The organism is Levilactobacillus sp. HBUAS70063 (assembly GCF_038374745.1).
In the GTDB taxonomy this organism is placed as follows: Bacteria; Bacillota; Bacilli; order Lactobacillales; family Lactobacillaceae; genus Levilactobacillus.
The window spans coordinates 360815-384118 of record NZ_JBANSM010000001.1; the positions used below are offsets into that span (position 1 = coordinate 360815).

Consider the following 23304-nt stretch of genomic DNA (forward strand, 5'->3'; position numbering starts at 1 on the left):
AATCTTAATTCACCGCAAACATCTTGAGCGGCTTATATTGCTTTTTTTCGGGTAAATACTGGTACAGACACTTTGTTTGATCCTGATAAGTCAGGGCCACGACCGGAGCCGTACTGCCGACTTGTTCTTCGTCCAGGAACACGCCATTTCTGACGAGACCCCAGAGTCGTTCGGACAACGCCACGTGAGGGTAATCCCGCAAGGCATAGTCGATCGGCCGCAGAATCGGGGTCAGGTCGTCGGCGGCCATGGCGGCTTCCACTTGGGCTAACGTCACCGTCTGGTCCAGTGTGAAACCACCACTCCTTAACCGCGTCAGGGAGGCCATCACCGCGGGGACACCGAGCTGCCGACCCAGATCGACCGCCAGTGTCCGCACGTAGGTCCCCTTGGAGCAGGCGATCTCAAACGCAATCGTCTGGGTTCCCTGTTCGGCATCGAACTGGCCCTCGTCGACGAGGTCAAAGGACTTCACGGTAATCGTCCGGGTGGGGCGTTCCACCGTCTCGCCGGCTCTAGCGTACTCGTAAAGCTTGCGCCCCTTCACCTTGACCGCCGAGTACATGGGCGGCGTCTGTTGAATGGTACCGGTCAGTGCCGCGGCCGCTTGAAGCAGTTTAGCGCGATCGAACGGCGCTGTCAAAGGCTGCCGGTCAATCACGTCGCCGTCCAAGTCCTCCGTGGTCGTGGCCAATCCCAACGTGACGGTCCCCTTGTAAACCTTACCCGAGGCCATCAGGTAAGGCACGACCTTCGTGGCACTTCCAATACAGATGGGTAGAACCCCATCGACACCGGGATCTAACGTGCCACTGTGTCCGACCTTTTTGGTGTGCAGGATGCCCCGAAGCTTCGCCACGCAGTCAAAGCTGGTGAGGCCCCGTTCTTTATAAAGCGGAATAATCCCGTCCATGTCATGCTTCCTCCGTTTCTGGATGTTGCTTTGCTTTCTGTTCAAAAATATCATTGGGGGGCAATTGGCGTTGCCTGGCCATTCGCCTGCGGCTGGGCTGAAACGCTGGGGACGGACCGGAGAGAGCCTGAGAAACGGTTTCGCTCCTCACTTGGTGCCACCAGAGTTCGGTGTCACCAAGACGCCCATTCCTGACTGGTAAATCATCAGTCGGAAATGCCCCGACTAAGCCCAAATTTAGCTCACTCACGGCTCTATTACAATCGACCAGCAATGTTAGTTTACACTCAAATTAACGGATACACCGAAAAACAGTGTTTATTCAAACTGCATCGCCGGAGGAGGCCAGGAATGGAGCCAGCCGTGGGTGTGAAGTTAGCTGGCGTCTTGAGTCAGGTTACTGGTTACTTCACCGGACGCACTTGGAGACGCGTTCTTCGGCTCCAAGTCGAGGCAAAAGACCGCTTCATCAGGCTTTTGCCGGTCCCCACAGCAGGCGGAATTTCTGGCAGCCGCAGGCGATAGTTTTGGCGTACGGCCAGGCAATCACCCCCGGTGGAACCTAAAAAGAGGCGTTGATCCGTTTGGACCAACGCCTCCATCTCGTTCACGCGGAGATTACTCCTGGTGATGGAGATCGTTTAGCAGTTCATCGATCCGGCTACCGTAACGCACAGACTGGTCCTGCTCAAAGGTTAACTCGGGCGTCTTGTAGATGCTCAAGCGTGACCCCAATTCAGACCGAATCAGTCCCGTAGCTTTCTTCAGGCCCTGCTGTGTCTTTTCCACAGAAGAAGCCTTGTCCGATAAAATACTGTAGTAAATCGTTGCCTGCTGCAAGTCACCTGTGACTTCCACGCCGGTAACGGTGACGCCCTCGACCCGTGGATCGCGGACACGTTTTAGGAGAATATCCGTAACTTCCCGCTGGATTTCTTGTTCCAACCGGCCAACTCGATATTGTGCCATGACGTTTGCCTCCGATTTTTATTTAACGGGAACTTCCTTCATCACGTAGGCTTCGATCACGTCGTCTACCTTGATGTCGTTATAGTTCTCGATAGTTAATCCTAATTCATAACCCATCTTAACTTGCTTGACGTCGTCCTTGAAACGCTTCAGACTGCCCAGCTTGCCTTCGTAGATGACCACGCCATCCCGAATCAACCGAACATCGGCGTCCGCGGTAATGTAACCTTCCGTGACCATCCCACCGACAATCGTGCCGACCTTGGAAGCGTGGAAAATGTCCTTAACTTCAACTTGGCCCGTCACTTGTTCTTCGTAGGTTGGTTCCAACATCCCCTTCATCGCCGTTTCGATTTCATCGATGGCGTTGTAGATGACGTTGTGGAGTCGAATATCAACCTTGTCACTGTCGGCTTGGGCCCGTGCTTGTGGCGTTGGCCGTACGTTGAATCCGATGATAATGGCATCGGAAGCTTCGGCTAAGGTGACATCACTTTCGTTAATGGCCCCAACAGCGGAGTGAATAATGTTAACCCGCACACCGGAAACGTCAATCTTCTTGAGACTGCCGGCTAAGGCTTCAACGGAACCTTGAACGTCCGCCTTGATGATGACGTCAACTTCCTTCATTTCGCCTTCCTTGAGGGAATCGAAGAGGTTGTCCAACGTCACGTGGCTGGTGTTCTTCCGTTCCTGAACCAAGGCTTCCTTGGCCCGTTCTTCACCAGCGGCCCGCGCCGTCTTTTCATCGTCAAAGACCACGAACCGGTCCCCGGCTTCTGGCACATCGTTTAAACCGGTGATTTCCACTGGCGTTGATGGCTTAGCGTCTTTGATGCGACGCCCACGTTCGTTGGTCATGGTCCGCACCTTACCAAAGGTATTGCCAACCACGATTGGGTCCCCAACGTGTAGGGTCCCTTGTTGAACCAACAGGGTGGCTACGGAACCGCGACCTTGATCCAACCGTGCTTCGATGACGGAACCGGCCCCATTTTGTTCTGGGTTAGCCTTTAATTCCAGCACTTCGGCCTGCAGTAAGATCATGTCGAGCAGTTCATCGATGTTTTTGCCAAACTTCGCTGAGATTTCAACGAAGATGGTGTCGCCACCCCAGTCTTCAGGAATCAATTCATATTCCGTCAATTGTTCCATGACGTGGTTCGGGTTGGCACCCGGCTTATCGATCTTGTTGACGGCCACGATGATTGGCGTCCCGGCGGCCTTGGCATGGTGAATGGCTTCGATGGTTTGTGGCATGACCCCATCATCAGCGGCCACAACTAAGACCGTAATGTCGGTGATTTCGGCACCACGCGCCCGCATTTCGGTGAAGGCCGCGTGTCCTGGCGTATCCAGAAAGGTGATGGACTTGTCGTTGTAGTGGACTTGGTAGGCACCAATGGCCTGCGTAATCCCCCCGGCTTCACCCTCGGTAATGTGTGAATGCCGCAAGTGGTCCAACAACGTCGTCTTCCCGTGGTCAACGTGGCCCATGATGGTCACGACTGGAGCCCGGGTTTCTTGATGGTCCGTGTTGGCCATCTCGGCATCGAAGAACTTATCAATATCCGAAACGTCAACTTGAACCTTTTCTTGGGCTTGGATGCCGTAGTCATCGGCTAAGATTTCAATGGTATCTTTATCCAATGACTGGTTCTGGTTGACCATGACGCCCAACATGAAGAGCTTCTTCACGATTTCGGCTGAGGAACGGTGTAAAATTTTGGCCAAGTCTTGGGCGTTCATCCCGTCCGTATAGACTAAAACATCTGGTAAAGCCTTGTTCTTCCGTTCTGGCGCACCCTTGTGTTGATTGGTGTCCTTGATCCGTTGGTTCTTCTTGTAGCGATTGTTGTTATTATTACGGCGGCGATTGTTGCGGTTGTTCCGGTTATTCCGGCCCCCACGACTATTGCCGTTGCTACCGCGCCGGCCGTTACTGTTATTTGTATTATTATTCAAGCTTCCACCAAATCTGCCGGTCCCGGAATTATGTTGCGTGCTGTGTTGATTTCCGGACTGGCCATTTTTATTTTTATTATCGTTACGGGTGTTCCGTTGTTGATTCCGATTGCCACCGTTGCCGGTCGCGTGCTGGTTTGTCGTTTGGTGATTGCCGCCATGATTAGCGCGGTTGCCACCGTTGTTTGCGTGATTTCCCGCTTGACCGGTCGGCCGGTTACCATTGCTGGCCGCTGGTTTATGACTGGTCTTCGGGTGATCACTCTTTTGACTAGCCGGCCGTGCTGCTTGCATCGCCGGTTGCTTGGCTGGCTTAGCCTGCTTAGGCTTGCCGGCCGGTCGGTTGCTAAATGCTTCGCGGAGCTGACGTTCTTCGTTCTCGCCGAGCGTTGACATGTGGTTTTTCACCGGAAAGCCCTTTGCTTCGGCTTTCGCAATGATCTGTTTACTGGAGACATTAATTTCTTTGGCGAGTTCATAAATTCGCTTTTTCCCCATATCTTCACACTCCTTTGTATTCTGCCGATCACGAGAACGTCAGGCGGCTACTTAGCAAGTAATTGTTGTAACTTCCGGACGAAACCCGGATCGGTGATTGCAAGGACCGTGCGCGCCGACCCAATGGCCGTGCTCAACTGGTCCTTCGTAAAGTCCTCGTTTAACGGAACGTCATAGCTGGTGGTCTTGTCGCGAAATTGTTTCTGACTGGTCTTGCCCGCATCGTTTGCGAGTAACACCAGCTTAGCGGAACCATCGCGGACCGCTGCCATGACGAAGGATTCGCCGGTGACCAGCTTGCCTGCTCGCCGAACCAATCCTAAAAGTTGTAAAGCGCGCTCGAGATTAGTCATTGTCGAATAATTCCCGCCGTGCTTGTTGATGATCCACGTAGGCAATCAGGTCATCGTAGAATGAATCATCAATCTTAACGCCAAAGACGTGATCGAAGGTCCGTTCCTTCTTGGCCCGCTTGGCAATGTCCACATCCAAAGCGATGTAGGCACCACGGCCGGATTGCTTACCGGTAGGATCGACACTAACCTCTTGGTCCTGGTTACGGACGACCCGAACCAATTGTTTCTTCGGTGCCATTTCCCCAGTGACAATATCCTTACGCATGGGGATCTTTCGTTGTTTCATGGGACCAAACCTCCTTAGATGTGGTCTTACTCAGCCGATGAATCGTCAGTCGCAGCGTCACTCGTCTCATCGACGTCCGCTGGGGCTGCCGTGGCATCATCGTCAGTGGAAACGTCCGGCGTGTCTGCGGAAGCCTCAGGCGTTTCGTCTGAAGCGGCAGGAACGTCTTCGTCCGTCGCTGGCTGGTCATCGGCTGCCTGGTCAGCTTCCATTATAGCAGAAGCTTCGGATTCTGATTTAATATCAATCTTATAACCGGTCAACTTAGCGGCTAAACGGGCGTTTTGGCCCCGCTTCCCAATGGCCAGGGATAATTGATAGTCCGGCACGATGACTTGGCAAGCCCGTTCGTTGTTCGGGTCAAAGATGACGTCCAACACTTCGGCGGGGTTTAGGGCGTTAGCGATAAACTTCGCTTCGTCGTCCGTCCATTCCACGATATCCATATTTTCGCCGCCCAGTTCATTCACGATGGTCTGAACCCGTTGGCCACGAGGACCCACACTGGTTCCCACGGGGTCGATATCGGGGTTATTGGAGCGAACGGCCACCTTGGCGCGGTCACCGGCTTCACGGGCAATTGCCATGATTTCAACGGTTCCGTCAAAGATTTCAGGCACTTCTTGTTCGAACAACCGCTTCAATAAGTCAGCGTGCGTCCGGCTAACGAAGACTTGGGGGCCTTTAGTGGCATTTTCCACGCGGGTCACGTAAACCTTAATCTTATCGTGAATCCGGTACGTTTCGTTAGGCATCTGGTCTTGACGGCCCATGACAGCCTCAACCTTGCCTAAGCTGACGTAAACGAAGCGGGAATCTTGACGTTCAACTTCACCGGTGATGATTTCATTTTCATACTGGCTGTATTGATCGTAGATGATGTTCCGTTCAGCTTCCCGTACCCGCTGTAAGATGACCTGCTTGGCCGTCTGCGCCGCGATCCGACCAAAGTTCTTGGGCGTCACCTCAAACTTGATGTCATCGCCAATTTCGTAGCCCTTACTGATGGTTAAGGCTTCGTCTAGGCTAACTTCCAGCCGTGAATCGTAGACCTGGTCCACGACCTTCTTAACGGCATAGACGTGGATGTCACCCTTCTTCTGGTCGAATTGAACCTCGACGTTTTGGGCTTGGTCGTAGTTTCGCTTGTAAGCCGAAACCAAGGCCGCTTCCAAGGCGTCAATGACGACTGATTTCTGGATACCCTTCTCCGTCTCCAGGACGTCAAGGGCACCTAATAATTCTTTACTCATGTTGTGTTTCGCTCCTTATTTAGTTAGAACTTGATGGCTAACCGGGCTTGGGCAATCGCGTCACGTGGAATGGTCAACGTCTTGATACGCCCCTTTAAATTAACGGTTAAGTCCAGTGAATCGTCACGTAGCTCTTCTAACGTGCCTTCATAAACCTTGCTTTGGCCAATCTTTTGGTAAAGCGACACATGGATGTAATCACCCACGGCCCGCTCGAAATCTTCCGGCTTCTTCAGCGGGCGTTCGGCACCGGGTGAAGAAACTTCCAGAAAGTAGGCTTGGGGAATGGGGTCCGGATCGATAGCGTCTAGCTTCTCAGACAACTCATCACTCACCATCGCACATTCTTCAATATTAATGCCCCCGGGCTTATCAATGTAGACCCGTAGGTACCAGCTCTTACCTTCCTTGACAAATTCAACGTCAACTAATTCAAACTGATGATGCGCCACAATTGGCTGGGCCAGGGCCGTCACGGTCTCGACGACTGTACTCAAAGAATTCCGCCTCCTACATTTTTTCCATTAAAAAGAGTGAGCATGGACTGCTCACTCATTTAAAAAACGAGTTTAACTACAAAGCCTACTTTACTACAGTTCACGCGGGATTGCAACCATTGTGCCGACTACTGCTCGCAAGTGAACAGTAGCAAAATAAATCCCGCAATCGTAATGAATTCAAAAACCAATAGATTCAGTCGATTCAAAGCCATTTCCTTTAAGCTAATCGCCTTCATCACCGTCAGAATAAATGCAATCAGGAAGTAACCAATCACAACCGCGAGGAACGGTGCGGCCGCAACAGTTGCCACCAAACCACATAACACATAACCTAAACCAATCAAACAATAGCCTGCCAGAAAAAGCCATCCATCTGGTAACCGTGCAAACCGCTGGAGCATGGTGAACACCCGCTTTCGTTAGAGTTTATTACTGGTTTCATGGTTCTTTGATTCCTCACCATCATTGTACCATAGTTCGGTTGTTTTGTAAGCGCTTACCGGCCGATTAATCCGGTTAACTGCGGGTTAAGCGTCGATCCCTAGCGGCCGGTCTTGTCGGTCAGCTAACCAACCCCAAAAAGCCCATTAGCACAGCGTTTAAGCTGTCCTAATGAGCTTTCTAAATCGGCATAACAAAATTCTCGGGCTTGCGCTACCCACGACTGGGGCCAAATTTGACGCACCCACGGCTGGATCAGCTATGACCAACTCATTTTGATGGTCACCCTCGCCAGTCAACTACGCTGGGCTCTCAACTGATGTGAGCGGTCAAAATTAGAACCAACGATGCTACAGCTGTTGGTTATCTCAACTGATGCCACGAAACGCGTTTCGACTGACGCAGATCATCCCGATCGGAGCCGAGAGTGAAGCCCAGTATGAGCTCAGCCGTGGGATTATCTGACTGGCGTAGCCAATTAGATAATGGCGACTTTTGGTGGTTCCAAGCGATTTCTGAGACCGCTTCTCAGGCTCAGGACGTCCTGCCCACCACGTTCCAGCTCATATTGGGCGAACGGGAGGCGGCCAGCACCATCCCAAGTTGTCTGACCAAGAAAACAGTCATAATCTACATCATGTCGTCGAACAAGCTCAATTGGTTCTCATCCGGTAAGCCATCGAGCACGCCGTTTTCCGTCATGAAATCAATCAACGTCTTGGAAACCTTCCCCCGCTTAGCGAGGTCTTCTTTCGAGATGAATGGTCGGTCGTTACGGGCCGCCACAATCTGCTTGGCCACGTTCAACCCGAGCCCGGGAGCCGCCTTAAATGGTGCAATCAAGGTATTCCCCTCGATAATCCAGTCGGCCGCATCGGACTTCTCCAGGTCAATCATCTTAAATTCGTAGCCCCGTTCCAACATTTCATTGGCCAGTTCAAGCACTGTCAACAGGTTCTTATCCTTCGCCGAGGCATCCATCCCCTGGTCATTGATGGCCTTCATGGCCGCCTTCACCGCCGTTTTCCCCTGGGCCATGGCCACGACATCGAAGTCGTCGGCCCGCACGGAGAAGTATGCGGCGTAGTAAATAATTGGGAAGTAAACCTTGAAATAGGCCACCCGCAGCGCCATCAGCACGTAAGCCGCGGCGTGGGCCCGAGGGAACATGTACTTGATCTTTAAGCAAGAATCAATGTACCAGTCCGGGCAGTCCGTTTGCTTCATTTTTTCTTGCCATTCGTCGGGAATTCCTCGGCCCTTCCGCACGTGTTCCATGACCTGGAAGGACGTTTCGGAATCTAAGCCGAAGTTGATCAAGTCGGTCATGATGTTATCCCGACACCCAATCACGTTGGCGATGGTGGCGGTCCCCGCCTTGATTAACTCCTCGGCGTTACCCAACCACACGTCGGTCCCGTGAGACAGACCGGAAATTTGGAGCAGTTGTGAATAGTTTTTCGGGTGAGTTTCTTCTAGCATCCCCCGGACAAAGCGCGTCCCGAATTCAGGCACACCCAGCGTCCCGGTCTTCGACTGAATCTGCTCCGGCGTGACGCCCAGCGAATCCGTACCGGAGAACAACGCCATGACGCCCGGATCATCCATCGGAATCGTCTGCGGATCCACCCCAGACAGGTCTTGGAGGGTCCGGATCATGGTCGGGTCATCGTGGCCCAGGATATCAATTTTCAAAATATTATCATGAATCGAATGGAAATCAAAGTGGGTCGTCTGCCAAGCCGCGTTCTGGTCATCGGCCGGGTACTGGATCGGCGTAAAGTCGTAAATGTCCATGTAGTCCGGCACAACAATAATTCCCGCGGGATGTTGGCCAGTGGTCCGTTTGACCCCGGTCGCGCCCTTGGCTAGTCGGTCAATCTCCGCGCCCCTAAACGTCTGTTCCGTATCGCGTTCGTAGGCCTTCACGTAACCGTAAGCCGTCTTATCCGCCACCGTACCGATGGTTCCGGCCCGGTACACGTTCTTCTCGCCGAACAAGACCTTGGTGTAGTTATGGGCGATGGGTTGGTAGTCCCCGGAGAAGTTCAAATCAATATCGGGGACCTTGTTTCCCCTGAATCCCAAGAACGTTTCGAACGGAATGTTATGGCCGTCGCCGATCATTAAAGTACCACACTTCGGGCACTTCTTTTCGGGCAAATCGTATCCCGAGCTGTATTCCCCCTTGGTGTAGAAGTGAGAATACTGGCAGTTCGGGCAACGATAGTGCGGTGGTAACGGGTTGACTTCCGTAATTCCGGTGAACGTGGCGACCACACTGGAGCCAACGGACCCCCGGGACCCAACCAAGTAACCATCCTTGTTGGACTTGGCTACCAGCCGTTGGGCGATCAAATAAATCACGGAGAACCCGTTGCCGATAATCGACTTGAGTTCGCGGTCTACTCGGTGTTGCACCAGCTCCGGCAAGGGATCGCCATACCAGGCGTGCGCCGTATCCAGGGTCCGTTGCCGAATTTCATCCTCGGCCCCTTCCATGCGCGGCGTATACAGCTTGTCCTTCAACGGATGAACCTCGTCAATCTCATTAGCAATCTTCTGCGTGTTGGTGACGACAATCTCCTTAGCCGTGTCCTCACCCAGATAGGCAAAGTCGGCCAACATTTCATTGGTCGTTAGGAAGTGTGCATCCGGTAGTTCCTGCCGGTTCAGCGGGTTGGCGCCCCCCTGCGAGTGAATCAGAATCTTGCGGTAAATGTAGTCTTCCGGATTCAGGTAGTGAACGTCCCCGGTCGCCACGACCGGTTTGTTCAGGTCATGGCCGAGTTGGACCATATTGCCCACGATTTCTTCCAGGTTAGACTCATCGGCAATCAAGCCCGAATCAATCAGGGGTTGGTAGGCCGCCTTGGGTTGAACCTCCAAGTAATCGTAATACTTAGCCTTCGCCGCAGCCTCCACCTGGCCTTTTTGCATCATCGCGGTGAAGACTTCACCGGACGAGCAGGCCGACCCCACGATAATACCCTCGCGGTAGTGATCGAGCACGCTGCGTGGGACCCGGGGTACGCGGTAGAAGTAGTCTACGTTCGACGCTGAGACCAGCTTGAACATGTTCTTCAAGCCCTCCTGCGTCTTCGCCAACAAAATCGCATGGCTGGGCCGCGCGTGTTTATACGCGTCGTTGTCGGTCATGTGGTCATTGAGCTGGTCGTGATACTGGATATCGTAGCGGTCCTCGGCATCCTTTAAGAACAGGTAGTTCAGGTGACCGGTAGACTCGGCATCGTAGACGGCCCGGTGATGGTGCTCCAGACTGACGTGGAAGCGTTTAGCCAGCGTATTCAACCGATAGCTCTTGAGCGTCGGGTATAGGAAGCGAGCCAACGTCAGAGTATCGATGATGGGATTGCTGATTTCCGGCATGCCGTGGCGCTTGTAACCGGTATTCATGAAGCCCACATCGAAGGTCACGTTATGTCCCACGATAATGGCATCCCCGCAGAATTCCCGGAATAGCTTGAAGACCTCTTCTTCGGACTTGGACCCGGCCACCATATCGTCGGTGATACTGGTCAGGTTCGTGGTCTGTTCGGACAGCGGAAAGCCGGGATCGATGAATTCTTCGAACTGATCGACCACGTTCTTGTGTTCCATCTTGACCGCCGACAGTTCAATCACCTTATCGTAAATGGCGGACAAGCCGGTGGTTTCCACGTCAAAGACGACGTACGTGGCACCGTCTAACGGAACGTGAGCGCTGTTGTAGCCAATCGGTACCCCATCGTCCACGAGGTTCGCTTCGACCCCGTAGAGCATCTTAATGCCGGCTTTAGCCCCGGCATTGAACGCGGCGGGGAAGCCTTGGACGTCGGCGTGATCCGTAATCGCCAGAGCGGGCATCCCCCACTTCTTCGCCTGACTGACGTAATCACCAATCGGATTGGTGGCGTCCATCTGACTCATCGTGGTGTGCAAGTGGAGTTCCACCCGTTTCTCGTCGGCGGGCGCAGTGTCCTGGCGACTGGCGTGTTTAACCTCGTTGATGTCGTAGGCGTTTAGGGCCAGGTCACGCATGAAGCTATCTTCCTGGACGCTCCCACGAACCTTCACCCAGCTGCCCTCTTCGACACCGGCAAATTGGGCCTCGTCCTCGGCACCGCGGGAGAACTTCTTCACCACGATGGAGGATGTGTAGTCGGTAATCTTAATCGTTAACAGTTGCCGACCGGACCGCAACTTCCGAACTTCCTTGTCGAAAATGTAGCCTTCAACGATGACCGACCGTTCTTCTTGAGTGATATCGACCATCCGCATCGTCGGTTGGTCGCCCTTGATGGCCTTCCCAATCTGGGTGGGGCCACTGGCGGCCTGAACCTCACCGTTGTTCTGACTGGCGCGTTTCTGATTGGCCTTCTCGATGGCTGCGGCGGCCTGTTGGGCCAGCTGGGCATCGGTCTTTTCTTGGCGGGCCTTGAACTCGTCGATCTTGGCCTGCGACTTGGACTCATCGACCATTACGTGAATGTTGAATTTCGGGAAACCCGCCCGACGATAGGTATCCTCAATGGGGCCCAGCGCTTGGCTGGCTAGGAAGTTCTTGACGACCTCGTTTTGCGCGTACAGGAGGACTCGGCCATCCGGGTCCATCTGCGGCACCTGGGACTGGCAGAGTTCCTGTACCAGATTGCTGGTCAGGCCGCTGTTCTTAACGACCCATTCCCAGTAGTCCCCCAGCAGGCGATCGGTCAACGCCGGTTGGTCCACCTCGATAGAGGCTTCGACCGTCGCAATCTCCCGAAAGGCAATCTGAAGGTGGTTATGAAATTCCACGAAGGCCGTAAATGGCAAGATGCTCGGCAGCTTCAGGTAAAAATGCCAGCGCCGTGACTGTTCGTGAACGGTCAACCGGTCAATGGTCGCGGTCTGGAAATACGGCCGATCCGCCGCTCCAGACAAATCTAGTTGTTGTAATAATTTTTCAAATAATGCATGGCGATCTTCGTCCACAAGCGAACTCCTTTCACACTGTTTGACTCTATTTGCAGTTTAAATGGTTTTAAGCTGGCTGAGCGGAATCTTCGACATTAACCACCGCAGACTAGCGACGCTAACGCGAGGGGGCTTCCCGCTCATTTTGGGCTCTCGTCACGTAGAGCAGTAACCATCAGCCTCGTCTTGGCAGATGCCAGCGTTCCAGCTCATAGTTGGCAAACGGCCGGGCAGCCAATCCCGCCAGCCATTCCTAAGTTAAAAGACTAAAAAGACCAGCAGCTAGCTGGTCTTTTCGGTAAGCTAGTCGATGTCTTTAAAGAGAATTTCCACAGTGCTTGCGACTTCGTCCTTAATAACTTCGACCGTTTCACCAGTCTTTCTGATCTTAATTTCAACGATACCTTCACCGGCCTTCTTCCCGATGGTGATGCGGACCGGAATCCCCATCAGATCGGAATCGGCAAACTTGACGCCGGTCCGTTCTTTCCGGTCGTCCGTCAAGACGCGGTAACCCTTAGCCGTCAACTGTTCTTCCAGTTCATCGGTTAAGTTGGCTTGGTCTTCTTTCTTCAAGTTGACCGGAACCAGGTGAATGTCAAATGGCGCGATGTTCCGTGGCCATACCAGACCGTTCTCGTCGGCCTGTTGTTCGGCAATGGCCGACAACAACCGACTCACACCAATTCCGTAGGACCCCATGACAACGGGCTTTTGACGGCCACCCTCATCGAGCACGGTTGCGCCCAAAGCATCGGAGTACCGGGTACCCAGCTTAAAGATGTGACCAATTTCAATTCCCTTGGTGAACTTCAGCACACCGGAACCGTCTGGCGACAAGTCCCCCGGTTGAACTTCCCGGAAGTCCGCGTAGTCGTCGACTCTAAAGTCACGGCCCGCGTTGGCGTTGATATAGTGGTGACCATCTTCGTCGGCACCCACGGTCACGTTGACCATATCACCCACGTACTGGTCGGCCAGGATCTTCACGTCTTCACCAACCCCCACGGGACCCAGGGAGCCAAAGTTAGCGCCTAAGTATTCCCGAGCCTGGTCCGGCGTAGCGGGATCTAAGAAGTCCGCGTTCAAGTAATTCTTGAGCTTGGTTTCGTTGACCTCGTGATCACCGCGAACCAAGACCATGACGGGTTGGTCATCGGCGTCCACGTACTTCGCCACGTACAACATACTCTTGACCAAGGTCGATGGCTTGACATCCAGAAATTCGGCGACTTCGTCAATCGTCTTAGCACCCGGCGTCGCAATCTTTTGTAGCTCTTCGGGTTGGGCGTGCGACTTCTTACTGATGAAGAGGCTCCGCGCCATTTCCAAGTTGGCCGCATAATCGGAGGAATCGGAATAAACAATCGTGTCTTCACCCACTGGCGCAATGGCGGAGAATTCCTTGGAATCCTTCCCACCCATGGCACCACCGTCACCAACGATAGTCCGGTAGTTCAAGCCCACGCGATCAAAGATGTTTTCGTAAGCCTGTTCCATTTGATTGTAGATCCGGTCGAGGTCTTCATCGTTGATGGTAAAGGAGTAGCCATCCTCCATGATGAATTCCCGTCCTCGCAAAAGACCATAGCGGGGCCGATCTTCATCCCGATACTTGGGCTGGATTTGGTACATGACCAGCGGCAAGCGCTTGTACGACTTGATGGCGTCCCGTACCAGCATCGTGAAGGTTTCTTCATGGGTGGGGCCCAAGATGAAGTCACTGTCGTGGCGGTTCTTGAGCTTAAATAAGTTGGGGCCATACGTTTCGTAACGACCGGATTCTTCCCACAGAGAAGCCGGTAAGATGGCCGGCATCAGGGTTTCCACGGCGTCAATCTTCGCCATTTCTTCCCGGATGATCTTTTCGATGTTTTCCAGCACCCGGTAGGCCAGTGGCAGGTAAGCGTAAACGCCCGCCGTGACCTGGCGAATATAGCCCGCCCGCAGCATCATTTGATGACTCAGGGCCTCCGCATCATTGGGTACTTCCTTAAGCGTCGGAATGAGTAATTTCGATTGTTTCATAGTCAAATATTCCCTTCTCGTTACATCCCTATTTTACTAGTGAATAAAGTAGCGTTCGATATCGTTCCAGGTAACCAGGAGCATCAAGATTACCAAGAAGCCGACACCCACCAGCGTGATCCCCGCTTCCACGTTCTCGGAAAGGGGCTTGCGCCGAATCGCCTCAATAAAGTTCAATAATATTTTACCACCATCTAAGGCTGGAATTGGCAGTAAATTGACAATTGCCAAGTTAATTGAGAGGAAGGCCAGGAAGTTCAGGACGCCGACCAGACCAAATTGCGTGGCCTGCGACGTCGTGGCAAAGATGGCCACCGGCCCGCCCAAGTCGTTTAGGCTAAAGTGCCCGGAAACCATACTCCAGAGCGCCCCGAATAAGGCCTTGGTCATGGTCCACGTCTGGGTAAACCCGGACAATAAGATAGGCCCAATGTGCTTGTTCTGGGCCTGGGTAATCCCAATCATCCCCACCGTCTTGCCGTTCGAGGTCTGGCCTTTGGGCGTCAGGGTCAGCGTCTTTTGGGTCTTACCGCGCTGAATAACCACCTTAGTGGCCTTGTTCGCCCGCGGCTGAATGGCCGTACTCAACGCCGTCCAGTCCTTGGTTGGCTGACCGTTTACCGATAAAATCTTATCGTTGGTCTGAATGCCGGCCTTTTTGGCAACCGACACCGGTGAACTGGCGACCTGAACCTGGTTGGTGCCCATGGCCACGCCACCCTGAACGAACGACATCAGCATGAAGGTCACGATGGCCAAGATGATGTTGTTCATCGGACCGGCAAAGTTGGTCATCAACCGCCGCCCGAGCGACGCCGCCTGAAATTGCACGTCTTTAGGCGCAATCTGAAGCTCCGTGCCGTCCGTTTCGATAATCGTGGCGTCGTGGGCCACGGGATAGCGTTTGACCTCGGATTCGTCGCCGTTTTCGTAGCCTTCGATCCAGAGTTCTTCCTCCAGGTCGGAACCGGTAATCTCTACCGGAATCCCGTTAAACAGCGTTGACTTCTTGCTGGCGTTAATGCGCTCAACCTGATCATCCTTACCGAGGTAGAGACTGACCGGCGTCCCCGGCTTAATCTCATCTTCATCATCTTCGGCTCCCGCCATGCGGACGTAGCCGCCGACCGGCAATAGCCGAACGGTATAGGTGGTGCCGTCTTTCCCCCGCCGATAAAACAGCTTGGGGCCCATGCCAATGGAAAATTCCCGCACCAGAATTCCACCGCGTTTAGCGAAATAAAAATGACCAAACTCGTGGACAATGACCAGAATCCCAAAGACGATAATAAACGTAATAATCGTGGTAATCACAGCTGTCGTCCCTTCTACTGTTCGTCTTGATTTATCTATTTTTCACTGCTGTCTAGCATACCCTAACCACCCTAGATGGCGCAAGCGAACAGCCGAGGTTAAATCAGCCCAAACAAATGAATAACTGGCAGTACTAACAATAAACTATCGAACCGGTCCAAGATACCACCGTGCCCGGGCAGAATCTTACCGGAATCCTTCACCCCGTAGTACCGCTTCAACGCGGATTCGACCAAGTCACCGAATTGCCCGACGATTGAGAAAATCAGCGTCAAGACGACCATGACGATCAGACTGTAATGGCCGATGGGGAAGAAGTACCAGAAGACACTGCCGACAATCGTGGCCACCAGCGAGCCGCCGATGGACCCTTCCCACGTCTTGTTTGGACTGATGTGGGGGGCTAGCTTGTGTTTCCCCAACTTCCGACCAATCATGTAGGCGCCGGAGTCCGTGGTCCACACGATGAACAACGCGTACAGCAAGGCCACCAGGCTCACGGCTCTGGCCGCAATGAAGAAGTGAAAGCCAATCCCAATGTACAGCATGCTCAGGGTAATCATCCCGGCATCGTCAAATGAAAAACGGTTCTTGGACACGACCGTCCGCAGTAGTAATAAGAGCACGAATAGGTAGACGATGTACCAAGGGTCTAGGAAGTGGGGTAAATCCACCCACCAGCTCTGTGGCGCAATCACCAAGAGAATACCCAACCCAGAGATGATGGCTTCCGGACTCACTAATAATTTCTTGCGCATAATTAAAACTTCTGATAAGGCCACTAACCCTAATGCAAAGGCGGCAATGTCGATCCAGATGTGCCCCGCAACGATGATGGGGATAAAAATAATTAAGGCGACAACCGCCGTGATAACCCGTTGTTTCATGTCATAAATTCCTCGATTTCCTTATTTTTGATCAGGTGTCGGCGTCAGCCCGCCAAAGCGCCGGTGACGCTGCTGGTACGTGTAAATTGCCCGTTCTAGCGTGGTCTGGTCGAAGTCTGGCCAATGTTCCGTCATGAACACGAACTCACTGTAGGCGACCTGCCAGAGCATAAAGTTCGAGAGTCGTTCCTCACCGCTGGTCCGAATCAGGAGATCGGGGTCGGCCAAATCTCCCAGGTCTCCGGTCATCAGTTGCCGACCTAGCATCTCGGCCGTAATCTCATCAGCGGCCAACTGACCCGTCCGGACGCGTTCGGCTAGCTGTTGGGTCGCGGTTACCAGTTCGGCACGCCCGCCGTAGTTCAGGGCAAAGTTCAGGACCATCCCGGTACACTCGGCGGTAGCCGCAATGGCATCGCGCACGGCCTTTTTGGTCGCCGCTGGCAATTGGTCCGTGTACCCCATCACCTTAACGCGAATATTATTCTTCACTAAATCGGGCACAAACGTCCCAAAAAAGTCAACGGGCAACTTCATCAGGTAGTTCACCTCACTCGAGGGTCGCTTCCAGTTCTCCGTGGAAAAGGCGTAGAGGGTCAGAACCTTGACCCCCAGATGACTGGCCGCTTTGGCCACCGTCTTAACGGTATTCATGCCCTGCTTGTGACCCGCAATCCGTGGCAAGTGCCGCTGCTGGGCCCACCGGCCATTCCCATCCATAATAATGGCAATGTGCGCGGGGATATTCTGCTCGTCTAACTGGCGCTCCGTGACCTCGCCCGTGGCTTGATCTTTATTTAAAAATGAAAACACTGCGCACCTCCGTTGATTCTGACATCCGTTTATCGCTGATGATCACCTCGACTTACGTCACCAAATCGGGAAACCCATCAGTCAGTTTATCTCTACAACCTCTCATCATAACAAAAAAAAGGCCGGGAAACTATCCCGACCCCCAAATTGAGAAAATTCTTTAAATTTTAACCGAATTACTCGATTAACCGCCATTCGCCACGCTTGGCATCCACCAACGTCCCGAAGTAGCTCAGGAGATTGTTGGCATCGTCGGCACTGACTTGGCCTAAGAGGTTGAGGCCTTCACCAGTTGGCAATGGATCGGAAAGATCGGTAATTTCGTTGCCGTTTTCAATCGTTGCCTTGGAGAAGGCCACGATCCAGTCGTCCCCAATCAATTGGGTGACCACGAAGAACAGGTTGAAATCATCGCTCACGAAAGCGGGTTGGGCGTATACGCCGTCTTGAATCTGTTCCAATTCGGCCCCGTTATAGTTCAACACGGAGATGTTTTCGGCATTAACCGGGTTGTTTAAGCGGAAAACCATCTTGCCAAATTGTTCGGTACCTGGGGTGATTTCAATGTTATCTTGATTATTTTGGTTATCTTCTGCCATTTTAAAGCGCTCCTTACTCAGTTGGATTAGTCCGTTAAGACTTCTTTTTCCTTATCTGCCGCAATGGCATCGACGCCCTTGATGGCCTTGTCCGTGACCTTCTGCACTTGGTCTTCCAAATTGTGCAGGTCGTCATCGGTGTAGTCCCCATTCTTGTGGCCCTTCTTAACGCTATCCATCGCATCACGCCGGACGTTACGAATAGCCACCTTGCCTTGTTCCGCAGTGGCCTTCACTTGCTTGGCAATTTCCTTACGCCGTTCCTCGGTCAGTTGTGGAATCACTAACCGAATGGCCGTCCCGTCATTGGCGGGCGTAATGCCCACGTCAGATTCGAGGATACCCTTTTCGATATCTTCGAGGGCGGACTTGTCGTAAGGCGTCACCATCAAGACCCGTGGTTCCGGAATCGTGATTGAGGCCACTTGGTTCAGTGGCGTCTGGGCACCATAGTATTCCACCATGACCCGGTTTAAAATACTTGCGTTGGCGCGGCCGGCACGAATCGTTCCCAATTCACGCTTCAACGCGTCCTCGGCTTTTTTCATCCGACTCTGTGCATCTGTAATTATCTGATCTGCCATATCTATTTTCCCCTAACTGTGGTCCCGATGTTCTCGCCCTCAACGACCTTGCGAATGTTGCCACTCTTATTGAGATTGAAGACGACAAACGGGATATCATTATCCATCGAAAGTGAACTAGCCGTGGTATCCATGACGTGTAAGCCCTTGTTGATGATGTCCAACTGCGTCAACTGGTCAAACTTAACGGCGTCCGGATCCTTGTTTGGATCGGCGGAATAAATCCCATCGACACCGTTCTTGGCCATTAAGATCGCATCGGCATTGATTTCGGCCGCCCGCAAAGCAGCGGTGGTATCCGTGGAGAAGTACGGGCTACCCGTTCCCCCAGCAAAGATTACCACGCGTTCCTTTTCCAGGTGCCGAATGGCCTTGCGCCGAATATACGGTTCGGCAATCTGCCGCATCTCAATAGAAGTCTGAACCCGCGTTGGGACCCCAATTGACTCTAAGTTATCTTGCAAGGCTAACGCGTTCATGATGGTGGCTAACATGCCGATATAGTCGGCTTGTGCCCGTTCCATGCCCATTTGTTCACCAGACACGCCACGCCACATGTTACCGCCGCCAACCACAATAGCGATTTGAATGCCTAACTGATAGACACTCTTAACCTCTTCCGCTACGGTTTTAATCACCGGCGGATTAATCCCAAAACCCTTGTCGCCGGCCAAAGCCTCGCCACTCAGCTTGAGCATAATCCGTTTATACTTTACGTCCGCCATTGTGTTTCCTCCTATTGTATTCTGACAATAATTTTATCATATTCCCGGGGCTAGTGATAGTCACCGCTCATGAATTACCGAATTTCACTTAAAAATCTAACAAAAAAGCGTAGCCTCCCACCGGAATCTACGCTTTTTTTGAAATTAGCCGTTGATTTGGTCGTTAACTTCCTTGGCCAAGTCACTCTTCGGCTTTTCGATACCTTCGCCGACTTCGTAACGGACAAAGTTAACTAACTTGCCACCCTTGCTAGCCACGAATTGGCTAACCGTTTGGTCGCCATCCTTAACGAATGGTTGGTCGGCTAAGCTGATTTCGGATAAGAACTTGTGCAGACGGCCTTCGACCATCTTTTCAACGATCTTTTCAGGCTTGCCTTCGTTCAAGGCTTCTTGCTTCAGGACTTCACGTTCGTGGGCCAAACGGTCGGCTGGAATATCGTCCTTGGAAACGAATTCTGGGTTGATTGCGGCAACGTGCATCGCCACGTCCTTGGCAGTGGCTTCATCGGCACCGTCTAAGACCACGACAGCGGCGATTTGGCCACCTTGGTGTAAGTATGCACCAAAGGTTTGGCTATCCGTCTTCTTAACCACGGCAAAACGACGTAATTGAACGTTTTCGCTGGTAACTTGCGTGGTCTTAACGATGGCATCGTTTAACGTTTCGCCATCGGCGGCTTTCAATGCCAAAGCGGCATCCAAGTCGGCTGGTTGTTGGGCAGCAATCGTATCAGCAACCTTGTCAACCAAGGCGTTGAACGTGTCGTTCGTTGCCACGAAGTCGGTTTCGGAGTTGACTTCGATGATGGCAGCGGTGTTGCCGCTAACCTTCACGCGCGCCAAACCGTTAGCCGCAACGTTGCCGCTCTTCTTCTTGGCCTTAGCGATTCCCTTTTCACGCAAGAAGTCGATTGCCTTGTCCATGTCGCCTTCGGAAGCAACTAAGGCCTTCTTAGCATCCATCATCCCAACTTGGGTTTTGTCCCGTAATTCTTTAACTTGTGCCGCAGTGATTTTGCTTGCCATGTGTAATGGCCTCCTTTTATTAATGCATCTATTTCCGCAAAAAAGACTGACTCAATCTCAGGCCATTATCGGTCCTAAACATTAAGCCAGCCCAAGGTGCTTTAAATCTTATATTTGGAAAGTGTCAAAACTGACACCTTGCATTTAATTACTTGTTGTCGCCTTCAACGGCGTTAACGATGTCTTCCATCGAGTTGTCAGAAGCAGGCTTGTCGCCCTTCTTGTCAGCTGACTTCTTGCCTTCGAAAGTCTTTTCGTCAACTTGGTCTTCACCCTGACGGCCTTCAACGATAGCGTCAGCCATCTTGGAAGTGATCAGACGAACGGCACGGATAGCGTCATCGTTAGATGGGATAACCACGTCAATTTCGTCTGGGTCGGTGTTCGTATCAACCATAGCAACGATCGGAATGTTCAACTTTTGTGCTTCGTGAACAGCGATTTGTTCCTTGCGAGGGTCAACGATGAACATCACGTCAGGCAACTTAGGCATATCTTCGATACCGCCTAAGAACCGTTCCAACTTGTCTTGAGACTTCTTCAGTAAGGAAACTTCCTTCTTAGGAAGAACATCAAAAGTACCGTCGGTTGCCATCTTCTTCAAATCTTTAAGACGCTTGATCCGAGTTTGGATGGTTTCCCAGTTGGTCAAAGTTCCACCTAACCAACGGTGGTTAACGTAGAATTGACCAGCACGGGTAGCTTCTTCTTCGATAGAATCTTGCGCTTGCTTCTTAGTCCCAACGAACAGAACAACGGCGCCCTTAGCGGCTTCGTCCTTCATGTAGTTGTAAGCAGCGTCAATCAACTTCACCGTCTTTTGTAAGTCGATGATGTAGATACCGTTACGTTCCGTAAAGATGTATTGCTTCATCTTAGGGTTCCAACGACGGGTTTGGTGACCAAAGTGGACACCGGCTTCGAGCAGTTGTTTCATTGAAATAACAGCCATGATAAAATGCCTCCAAATAGTTTTTGATTTCCTCCCCCACGATCAATTGACCCGAGAACTCGCAAGCGAGCACCCCTCGAATCATCACGCGAGGTGTGAATTGGCGCATACGCACCGAAAGTTATTATACAAAACTCCGGGCCCTAACACAAGGAAAACTTGTGATTCTGCCAGAATTTCCGCAATCCGCCGCCGATTGCGCATTCAACAGCGAGACGAATCCCCGTTTAATCGCGGCCGCGGCCCTTCCAACGAGGTGTCGATCACTACGGACGTCTGACGGATTGATTTATTGTTTGCTCAGCCAGCCCTTTAGCTCGGGTAGCCAACCTACTTAACCAGTCAAATCATCAAACGCCCGTTGCTTTTATTTCTGGTTATGGTAAACTGCTTAGGCATAACTGAGGAGGAAACGATTATGATTAAAGCGGTCGTCTTCGATGTCGATGACACGCTCTACGATCAAAAAGCGCCCTTCGAGGCCGCACTTGCGCCAATTTTAAATTTACCGCAAGCGTTTGATCTGAATTTGACCTTCCAGACTTACCGCCAGCAAAGCGCCGAGGCCTATGCCCACGTTGCCAGTGGTCGGTGGTCGCATCAGGAAATGGCCGTTAAGCGATTGAACACCGCACTGCTTGCCCAGCACTTACCCGCCGTGGACACCGCGGCGGCGTTGGATTTCCAACGGGCTTATACGGCTGGGCTCCGCCAAATTAAATTGTTTCCCGGACTGGAAACTGCGCTCGATCAACTCAGCGAGCAGTACCAGCTAGGAATCATCACGAACGGCCACACGGATACGCAGTTGGCCAAGGTCATGCAACTCCAGATGCATCGATGGATGACTAGGGAAGCCATCATCACCTCGGAGGAAGCGGGCCTGGCTAAACCGGATCCCCAGATCTTCACGCTCATGAACCGCAAACTTAATCTGCGGGCCAGTGAAGTGGCCTACGTTGGCGATAATTACAGTATGGATGTCAAGGCCGCCAAACAAGCGGGCTGGCACGCCTTTTGGTTCAATCATCGCAACTTAGAAATTCCCGATCGTCAGTGGATTCCCGATCAAACCGTGACGGATCCCTTCGAGCTACAGGATCTCCTGTTAGCCCTCACCGTCGCCTGTTCGTAAGACGACATGACGATAGCAAAAGGGCCTGAGAACTTACTCAGGCCCTTTTGCTATACGCTGGGCTAAGCTAGAAAGCGACTTCGTTTTCTGCCTTGCCGGTTTCAATCAATTGTTTGTTGTTGTTCAACGCGAATTGCACCATGTTCTTCACGGCCGTCCGCGTGTAGAAGGCGATGTGCGGACTAACCAACACGTTCTCACGTTTCATCAGGTTCTTCAGCCGTTCGTCTGGAATAGCGTCAAAACTACCGAAGTCGGCGTTGAAGATACCCACTTCGTCTTCGTAAACGTCCAGGGCGGCTCCGGCAACCTTGCCGCTGTCGAGCGCCCGAATCAAGGCGTCCGTATCGATCAAGGCCCCCCGCGCCGGGTTCAAGATCCACACGCCATCCTTCATCTTGGCGAAGCTCTCGTCATTTAACATGTGGGTGTTGTCCTTGGTTGCCGGTGCATGGAGGGAAATCACATCGGCCTGGGCGTACAGGTCATCCAAGGTATCCACGTAGATACCCTGCTTTTCCAATTCCGGATTGTGGAAGACATCGTAGGCAATCACCTTGGCCCCGAAGCCCTGATAGATCTTCATGGCCGCGCGACCAATTCGGCCGGTCGCCACAACCCCGACCGTCATCGAATTGAGTTCGTCGGCAATGTCTGGGGCCCACCGCAAGTCGCCGTTGGCTTGTTTGCGGTCAAAGGTTGGCGTCCGCCGCAACAGCCGCATCAGCTGAGTCACCGTAAATTCGGCGATGGCTTCTGGGGAATAAGCCGGCACGTTGGTCACCTTGAAGCCATTTCGCTTCACGGCGTCGGCATCCACGTTGTCCACCCCCACGTTTCGCAGGGACAGATTGGTGACGCCGTTAGCCGCTAACTTATCGAGAACCGCTGCCGTATACGGTTTTTGTTGATAAACCACTGCCCCATCGTAGCCCTTGGCCAGATCAACCGTGGTGTCATCTAACAGATCGGCCACGGCCTTGACTTCAATGCCCTGTGCTTGGGACCATTCTTCTAAGTAAGGTCGTTCGTCATCCCGGATACCGTAAGCAATAATTTTCATAATAAGTTCCTCCTTCGCTTGTCTGAAAAACAGGATTT

At 52.5% G+C, this 23304-nt stretch carries 21 protein-coding genes; 1 reads left to right on the forward strand and 20 read right to left on the reverse strand.

The genetic code is table 11. From position 1 onward, the window contains the following. Window positions 1-4 precede the first annotated feature (4 nt). The 19 genes from truB to rpsB form a co-directional block, all read right to left on the reverse strand. Window positions 5-913: a tRNA pseudouridine(55) synthase TruB gene (truB, locus tag V8I28_RS01755; RefSeq protein WP_341778400.1), complete on the reverse strand. Its 909-nt coding sequence runs from the start codon at window positions 911-913 to the stop codon at window positions 5-7. Between the two features lie 404 nt (window positions 914-1317). Further along, window positions 1318-1524, reverse strand: a complete 207-nt coding sequence (locus tag V8I28_RS01760) for a hypothetical protein (RefSeq protein ID WP_341778401.1) — start codon at window positions 1522-1524, stop codon at window positions 1318-1320. A 7-nt stretch (window positions 1525-1531) separates the two neighbouring features. After that, window positions 1532-1882: a 30S ribosome-binding factor RbfA gene (gene rbfA / locus V8I28_RS01765; RefSeq protein WP_168849026.1), complete on the reverse strand. Its 351-nt coding sequence runs from the start codon at window positions 1880-1882 to the stop codon at window positions 1532-1534. An 18-nt stretch (window positions 1883-1900) separates the two neighbouring features. Further along, window positions 1901-4345 (reverse strand): translation initiation factor IF-2, encoded by a 2445-nt coding sequence (infB, locus tag V8I28_RS01770; RefSeq protein WP_341778404.1) that lies wholly within the window; start codon window positions 4343-4345, stop codon window positions 1901-1903. A 47-nt stretch (window positions 4346-4392) separates the two neighbouring features. Next, entirely contained in the window at window positions 4393-4698 is a 306-nt protein-coding gene (locus V8I28_RS01775; RefSeq protein ID WP_341778405.1) for a L7Ae/L30e/S12e/Gadd45 family ribosomal protein, read from the reverse strand. Beyond that, window positions 4691-4987, reverse strand: a complete 297-nt coding sequence (gene rnpM / locus V8I28_RS01780) for an RNase P modulator RnpM (protein WP_233670158.1) — start codon at window positions 4985-4987, stop codon at window positions 4691-4693. Before rnpM ends, V8I28_RS01775 begins: the two co-directional genes overlap by 8 nt. Before the next feature lie 26 nt (window positions 4988-5013). Continuing rightward, the gene (gene nusA, locus V8I28_RS01785; protein WP_341778406.1) at window positions 5014-6240 is read right to left on the reverse strand and encodes a transcription termination factor NusA; all 1227 of its coding nucleotides are present in this window, start codon (window positions 6238-6240) and stop codon (window positions 5014-5016) included. Window positions 6241-6263: 23 nt separating this feature from the next. Continuing rightward, window positions 6264-6737 carry a ribosome maturation factor RimP gene (rimP, locus tag V8I28_RS01790; protein WP_341778407.1) on the reverse strand — a complete coding sequence of 158 codons (474 nt, stop codon included), beginning with the start codon at window positions 6735-6737 and terminating at the stop codon, window positions 6264-6266. A gap of 128 nt (window positions 6738-6865) precedes the next feature. Next, on the reverse strand, window positions 6866-7141 hold the full coding sequence (locus tag V8I28_RS01795) for a hypothetical protein (protein WP_341778408.1): 276 nt from the start codon (window positions 7139-7141) through the stop codon (window positions 6866-6868). 670 nt (window positions 7142-7811) lie between these two features. Then, complete coding sequence (locus V8I28_RS01800) at window positions 7812-12155, reverse strand: PolC-type DNA polymerase III (RefSeq protein WP_341778409.1); 4344 nt, start codon at window positions 12153-12155, stop codon at window positions 7812-7814. A 285-nt stretch (window positions 12156-12440) separates the two neighbouring features. Further along, the gene (locus tag V8I28_RS01805) at window positions 12441-14165 is read right to left on the reverse strand and encodes a proline--tRNA ligase (protein ID WP_341778410.1); all 1725 of its coding nucleotides are present in this window, start codon (window positions 14163-14165) and stop codon (window positions 12441-12443) included. Between the two features lie 36 nt (window positions 14166-14201). Further along, window positions 14202-15479, reverse strand: coding sequence for an RIP metalloprotease RseP (gene rseP / locus V8I28_RS01810; protein ID WP_341778411.1), 1278 nt, complete (start codon window positions 15477-15479; stop codon window positions 14202-14204). 98 nt (window positions 15480-15577) lie between these two features. Then, window positions 15578-16366, reverse strand: coding sequence for a phosphatidate cytidylyltransferase (locus V8I28_RS01815; RefSeq protein ID WP_341778412.1), 789 nt, complete (start codon window positions 16364-16366; stop codon window positions 15578-15580). Between the two features lie 21 nt (window positions 16367-16387). Further along, window positions 16388-17179, reverse strand: a complete 792-nt coding sequence (locus tag V8I28_RS01820) for an isoprenyl transferase (RefSeq protein ID WP_341778413.1) — start codon at window positions 17177-17179, stop codon at window positions 16388-16390. Window positions 17180-17355: 176 nt separating this feature from the next. Beyond that, complete coding sequence (locus tag V8I28_RS01825) at window positions 17356-17778, reverse strand: hypothetical protein (RefSeq protein ID WP_341778414.1); 423 nt, start codon at window positions 17776-17778, stop codon at window positions 17356-17358. A 26-nt stretch (window positions 17779-17804) separates the two neighbouring features. Then, the gene (frr, locus tag V8I28_RS01830) at window positions 17805-18362 is read right to left on the reverse strand and encodes a ribosome recycling factor (protein WP_445928167.1); all 558 of its coding nucleotides are present in this window, start codon (window positions 18360-18362) and stop codon (window positions 17805-17807) included. 2 nt (window positions 18363-18364) lie between these two features. Continuing rightward, on the reverse strand, window positions 18365-19087 hold the full coding sequence (gene pyrH, locus V8I28_RS01835; RefSeq protein ID WP_341778415.1) for a UMP kinase: 723 nt from the start codon (window positions 19085-19087) through the stop codon (window positions 18365-18367). Window positions 19088-19231: 144 nt separating this feature from the next. Then, a complete protein-coding gene (gene tsf / locus V8I28_RS01840; protein WP_341778416.1) occupies window positions 19232-20116 on the reverse strand; it encodes a translation elongation factor Ts in 885 nt (294 codons plus the stop codon). Window positions 20117-20264: 148 nt separating this feature from the next. Beyond that, entirely contained in the window at window positions 20265-21068 is an 804-nt protein-coding gene (gene rpsB / locus V8I28_RS01845) for a 30S ribosomal protein S2 (RefSeq protein WP_168900149.1), read from the reverse strand. A gap of 418 nt (window positions 21069-21486) precedes the next feature. Here rpsB and V8I28_RS01850 point away from each other — a divergent pair, with 418 nt between their 5' ends. Next, window positions 21487-22203: an HAD family hydrolase gene (locus V8I28_RS01850; RefSeq protein WP_341778417.1), complete on the forward strand. Its 717-nt coding sequence runs from the start codon at window positions 21487-21489 to the stop codon at window positions 22201-22203. A 67-nt stretch (window positions 22204-22270) separates the two neighbouring features. Here the strand turns inward: V8I28_RS01850 and V8I28_RS01855 are convergent, their stop codons facing one another. After that, complete coding sequence (locus V8I28_RS01855) at window positions 22271-23266, reverse strand: D-2-hydroxyacid dehydrogenase (protein ID WP_341778418.1); 996 nt, start codon at window positions 23264-23266, stop codon at window positions 22271-22273. Between the last annotated feature and the right edge of the window lie 38 nt (window positions 23267-23304).

Excerpts from the sequence above, each read along its gene's own strand:
- truB (WP_341778400.1), bottom strand. The coding sequence starts at position 913 with ATGGACGGGATTATTCCGCTTTATAAAGAACGGGGCCTCACCAGCTTT.
- rnpM (WP_233670158.1), bottom strand. The coding sequence starts at position 4,987 with ATGAAACAACGAAAGATCCCCATGCGTAAGGATATTGTCACTGGGGAA.
- V8I28_RS01855 (WP_341778418.1), bottom strand. The coding sequence starts at position 23,266 with ATGAAAATTATTGCTTACGGTATCCGGGATGACGAACGACCTTACTTA.
- V8I28_RS01850 (WP_341778417.1), top strand. The coding sequence starts at position 21,487 with ATGATTAAAGCGGTCGTCTTCGATGTCGATGACACGCTCTACGATCAA.
- pyrH (WP_341778415.1), bottom strand. The coding sequence starts at position 19,087 with ATGGCGGACGTAAAGTATAAACGGATTATGCTCAAGCTGAGTGGCGAG.
- V8I28_RS01805 (WP_341778410.1), bottom strand. The coding sequence starts at position 14,165 with ATGAAACAATCGAAATTACTCATTCCGACGCTTAAGGAAGTACCCAAT.
- V8I28_RS01825 (WP_341778414.1), bottom strand. The coding sequence starts at position 17,778 with ATGGCAGAAGATAACCAAAATAATCAAGATAACATTGAAATCACCCCA.
- V8I28_RS01795 (WP_341778408.1), bottom strand. The coding sequence starts at position 7,141 with ATGCTCCAGCGGTTTGCACGGTTACCAGATGGATGGCTTTTTCTGGCA.
- infB (WP_341778404.1), bottom strand. The coding sequence starts at position 4,345 with ATGGGGAAAAAGCGAATTTATGAACTCGCCAAAGAAATTAATGTCTCC.
- rbfA (WP_168849026.1), bottom strand. The coding sequence starts at position 1,882 with ATGGCACAATATCGAGTTGGCCGGTTGGAACAAGAAATCCAGCGGGAA.
- nusA (WP_341778406.1), bottom strand. The coding sequence starts at position 6,240 with ATGAGTAAAGAATTATTAGGTGCCCTTGACGTCCTGGAGACGGAGAAG.
- V8I28_RS01775 (WP_341778405.1), bottom strand. The coding sequence starts at position 4,698 with ATGACTAATCTCGAGCGCGCTTTACAACTTTTAGGATTGGTTCGGCGA.
- V8I28_RS01815 (WP_341778412.1), bottom strand. The coding sequence starts at position 16,366 with ATGAAACAACGGGTTATCACGGCGGTTGTCGCCTTAATTATTTTTATC.
- tsf (WP_341778416.1), bottom strand. The coding sequence starts at position 20,116 with ATGGCAAGCAAAATCACTGCGGCACAAGTTAAAGAATTACGGGACAAA.
- rpsB (WP_168900149.1), bottom strand. The coding sequence starts at position 21,068 with ATGGCTGTTATTTCAATGAAACAACTGCTCGAAGCCGGTGTCCACTTT.
- frr (WP_445928167.1), bottom strand. The coding sequence starts at position 18,362 with ATGGCAGATCAGATAATTACAGATGCACAGAGTCGGATGAAAAAAGCC.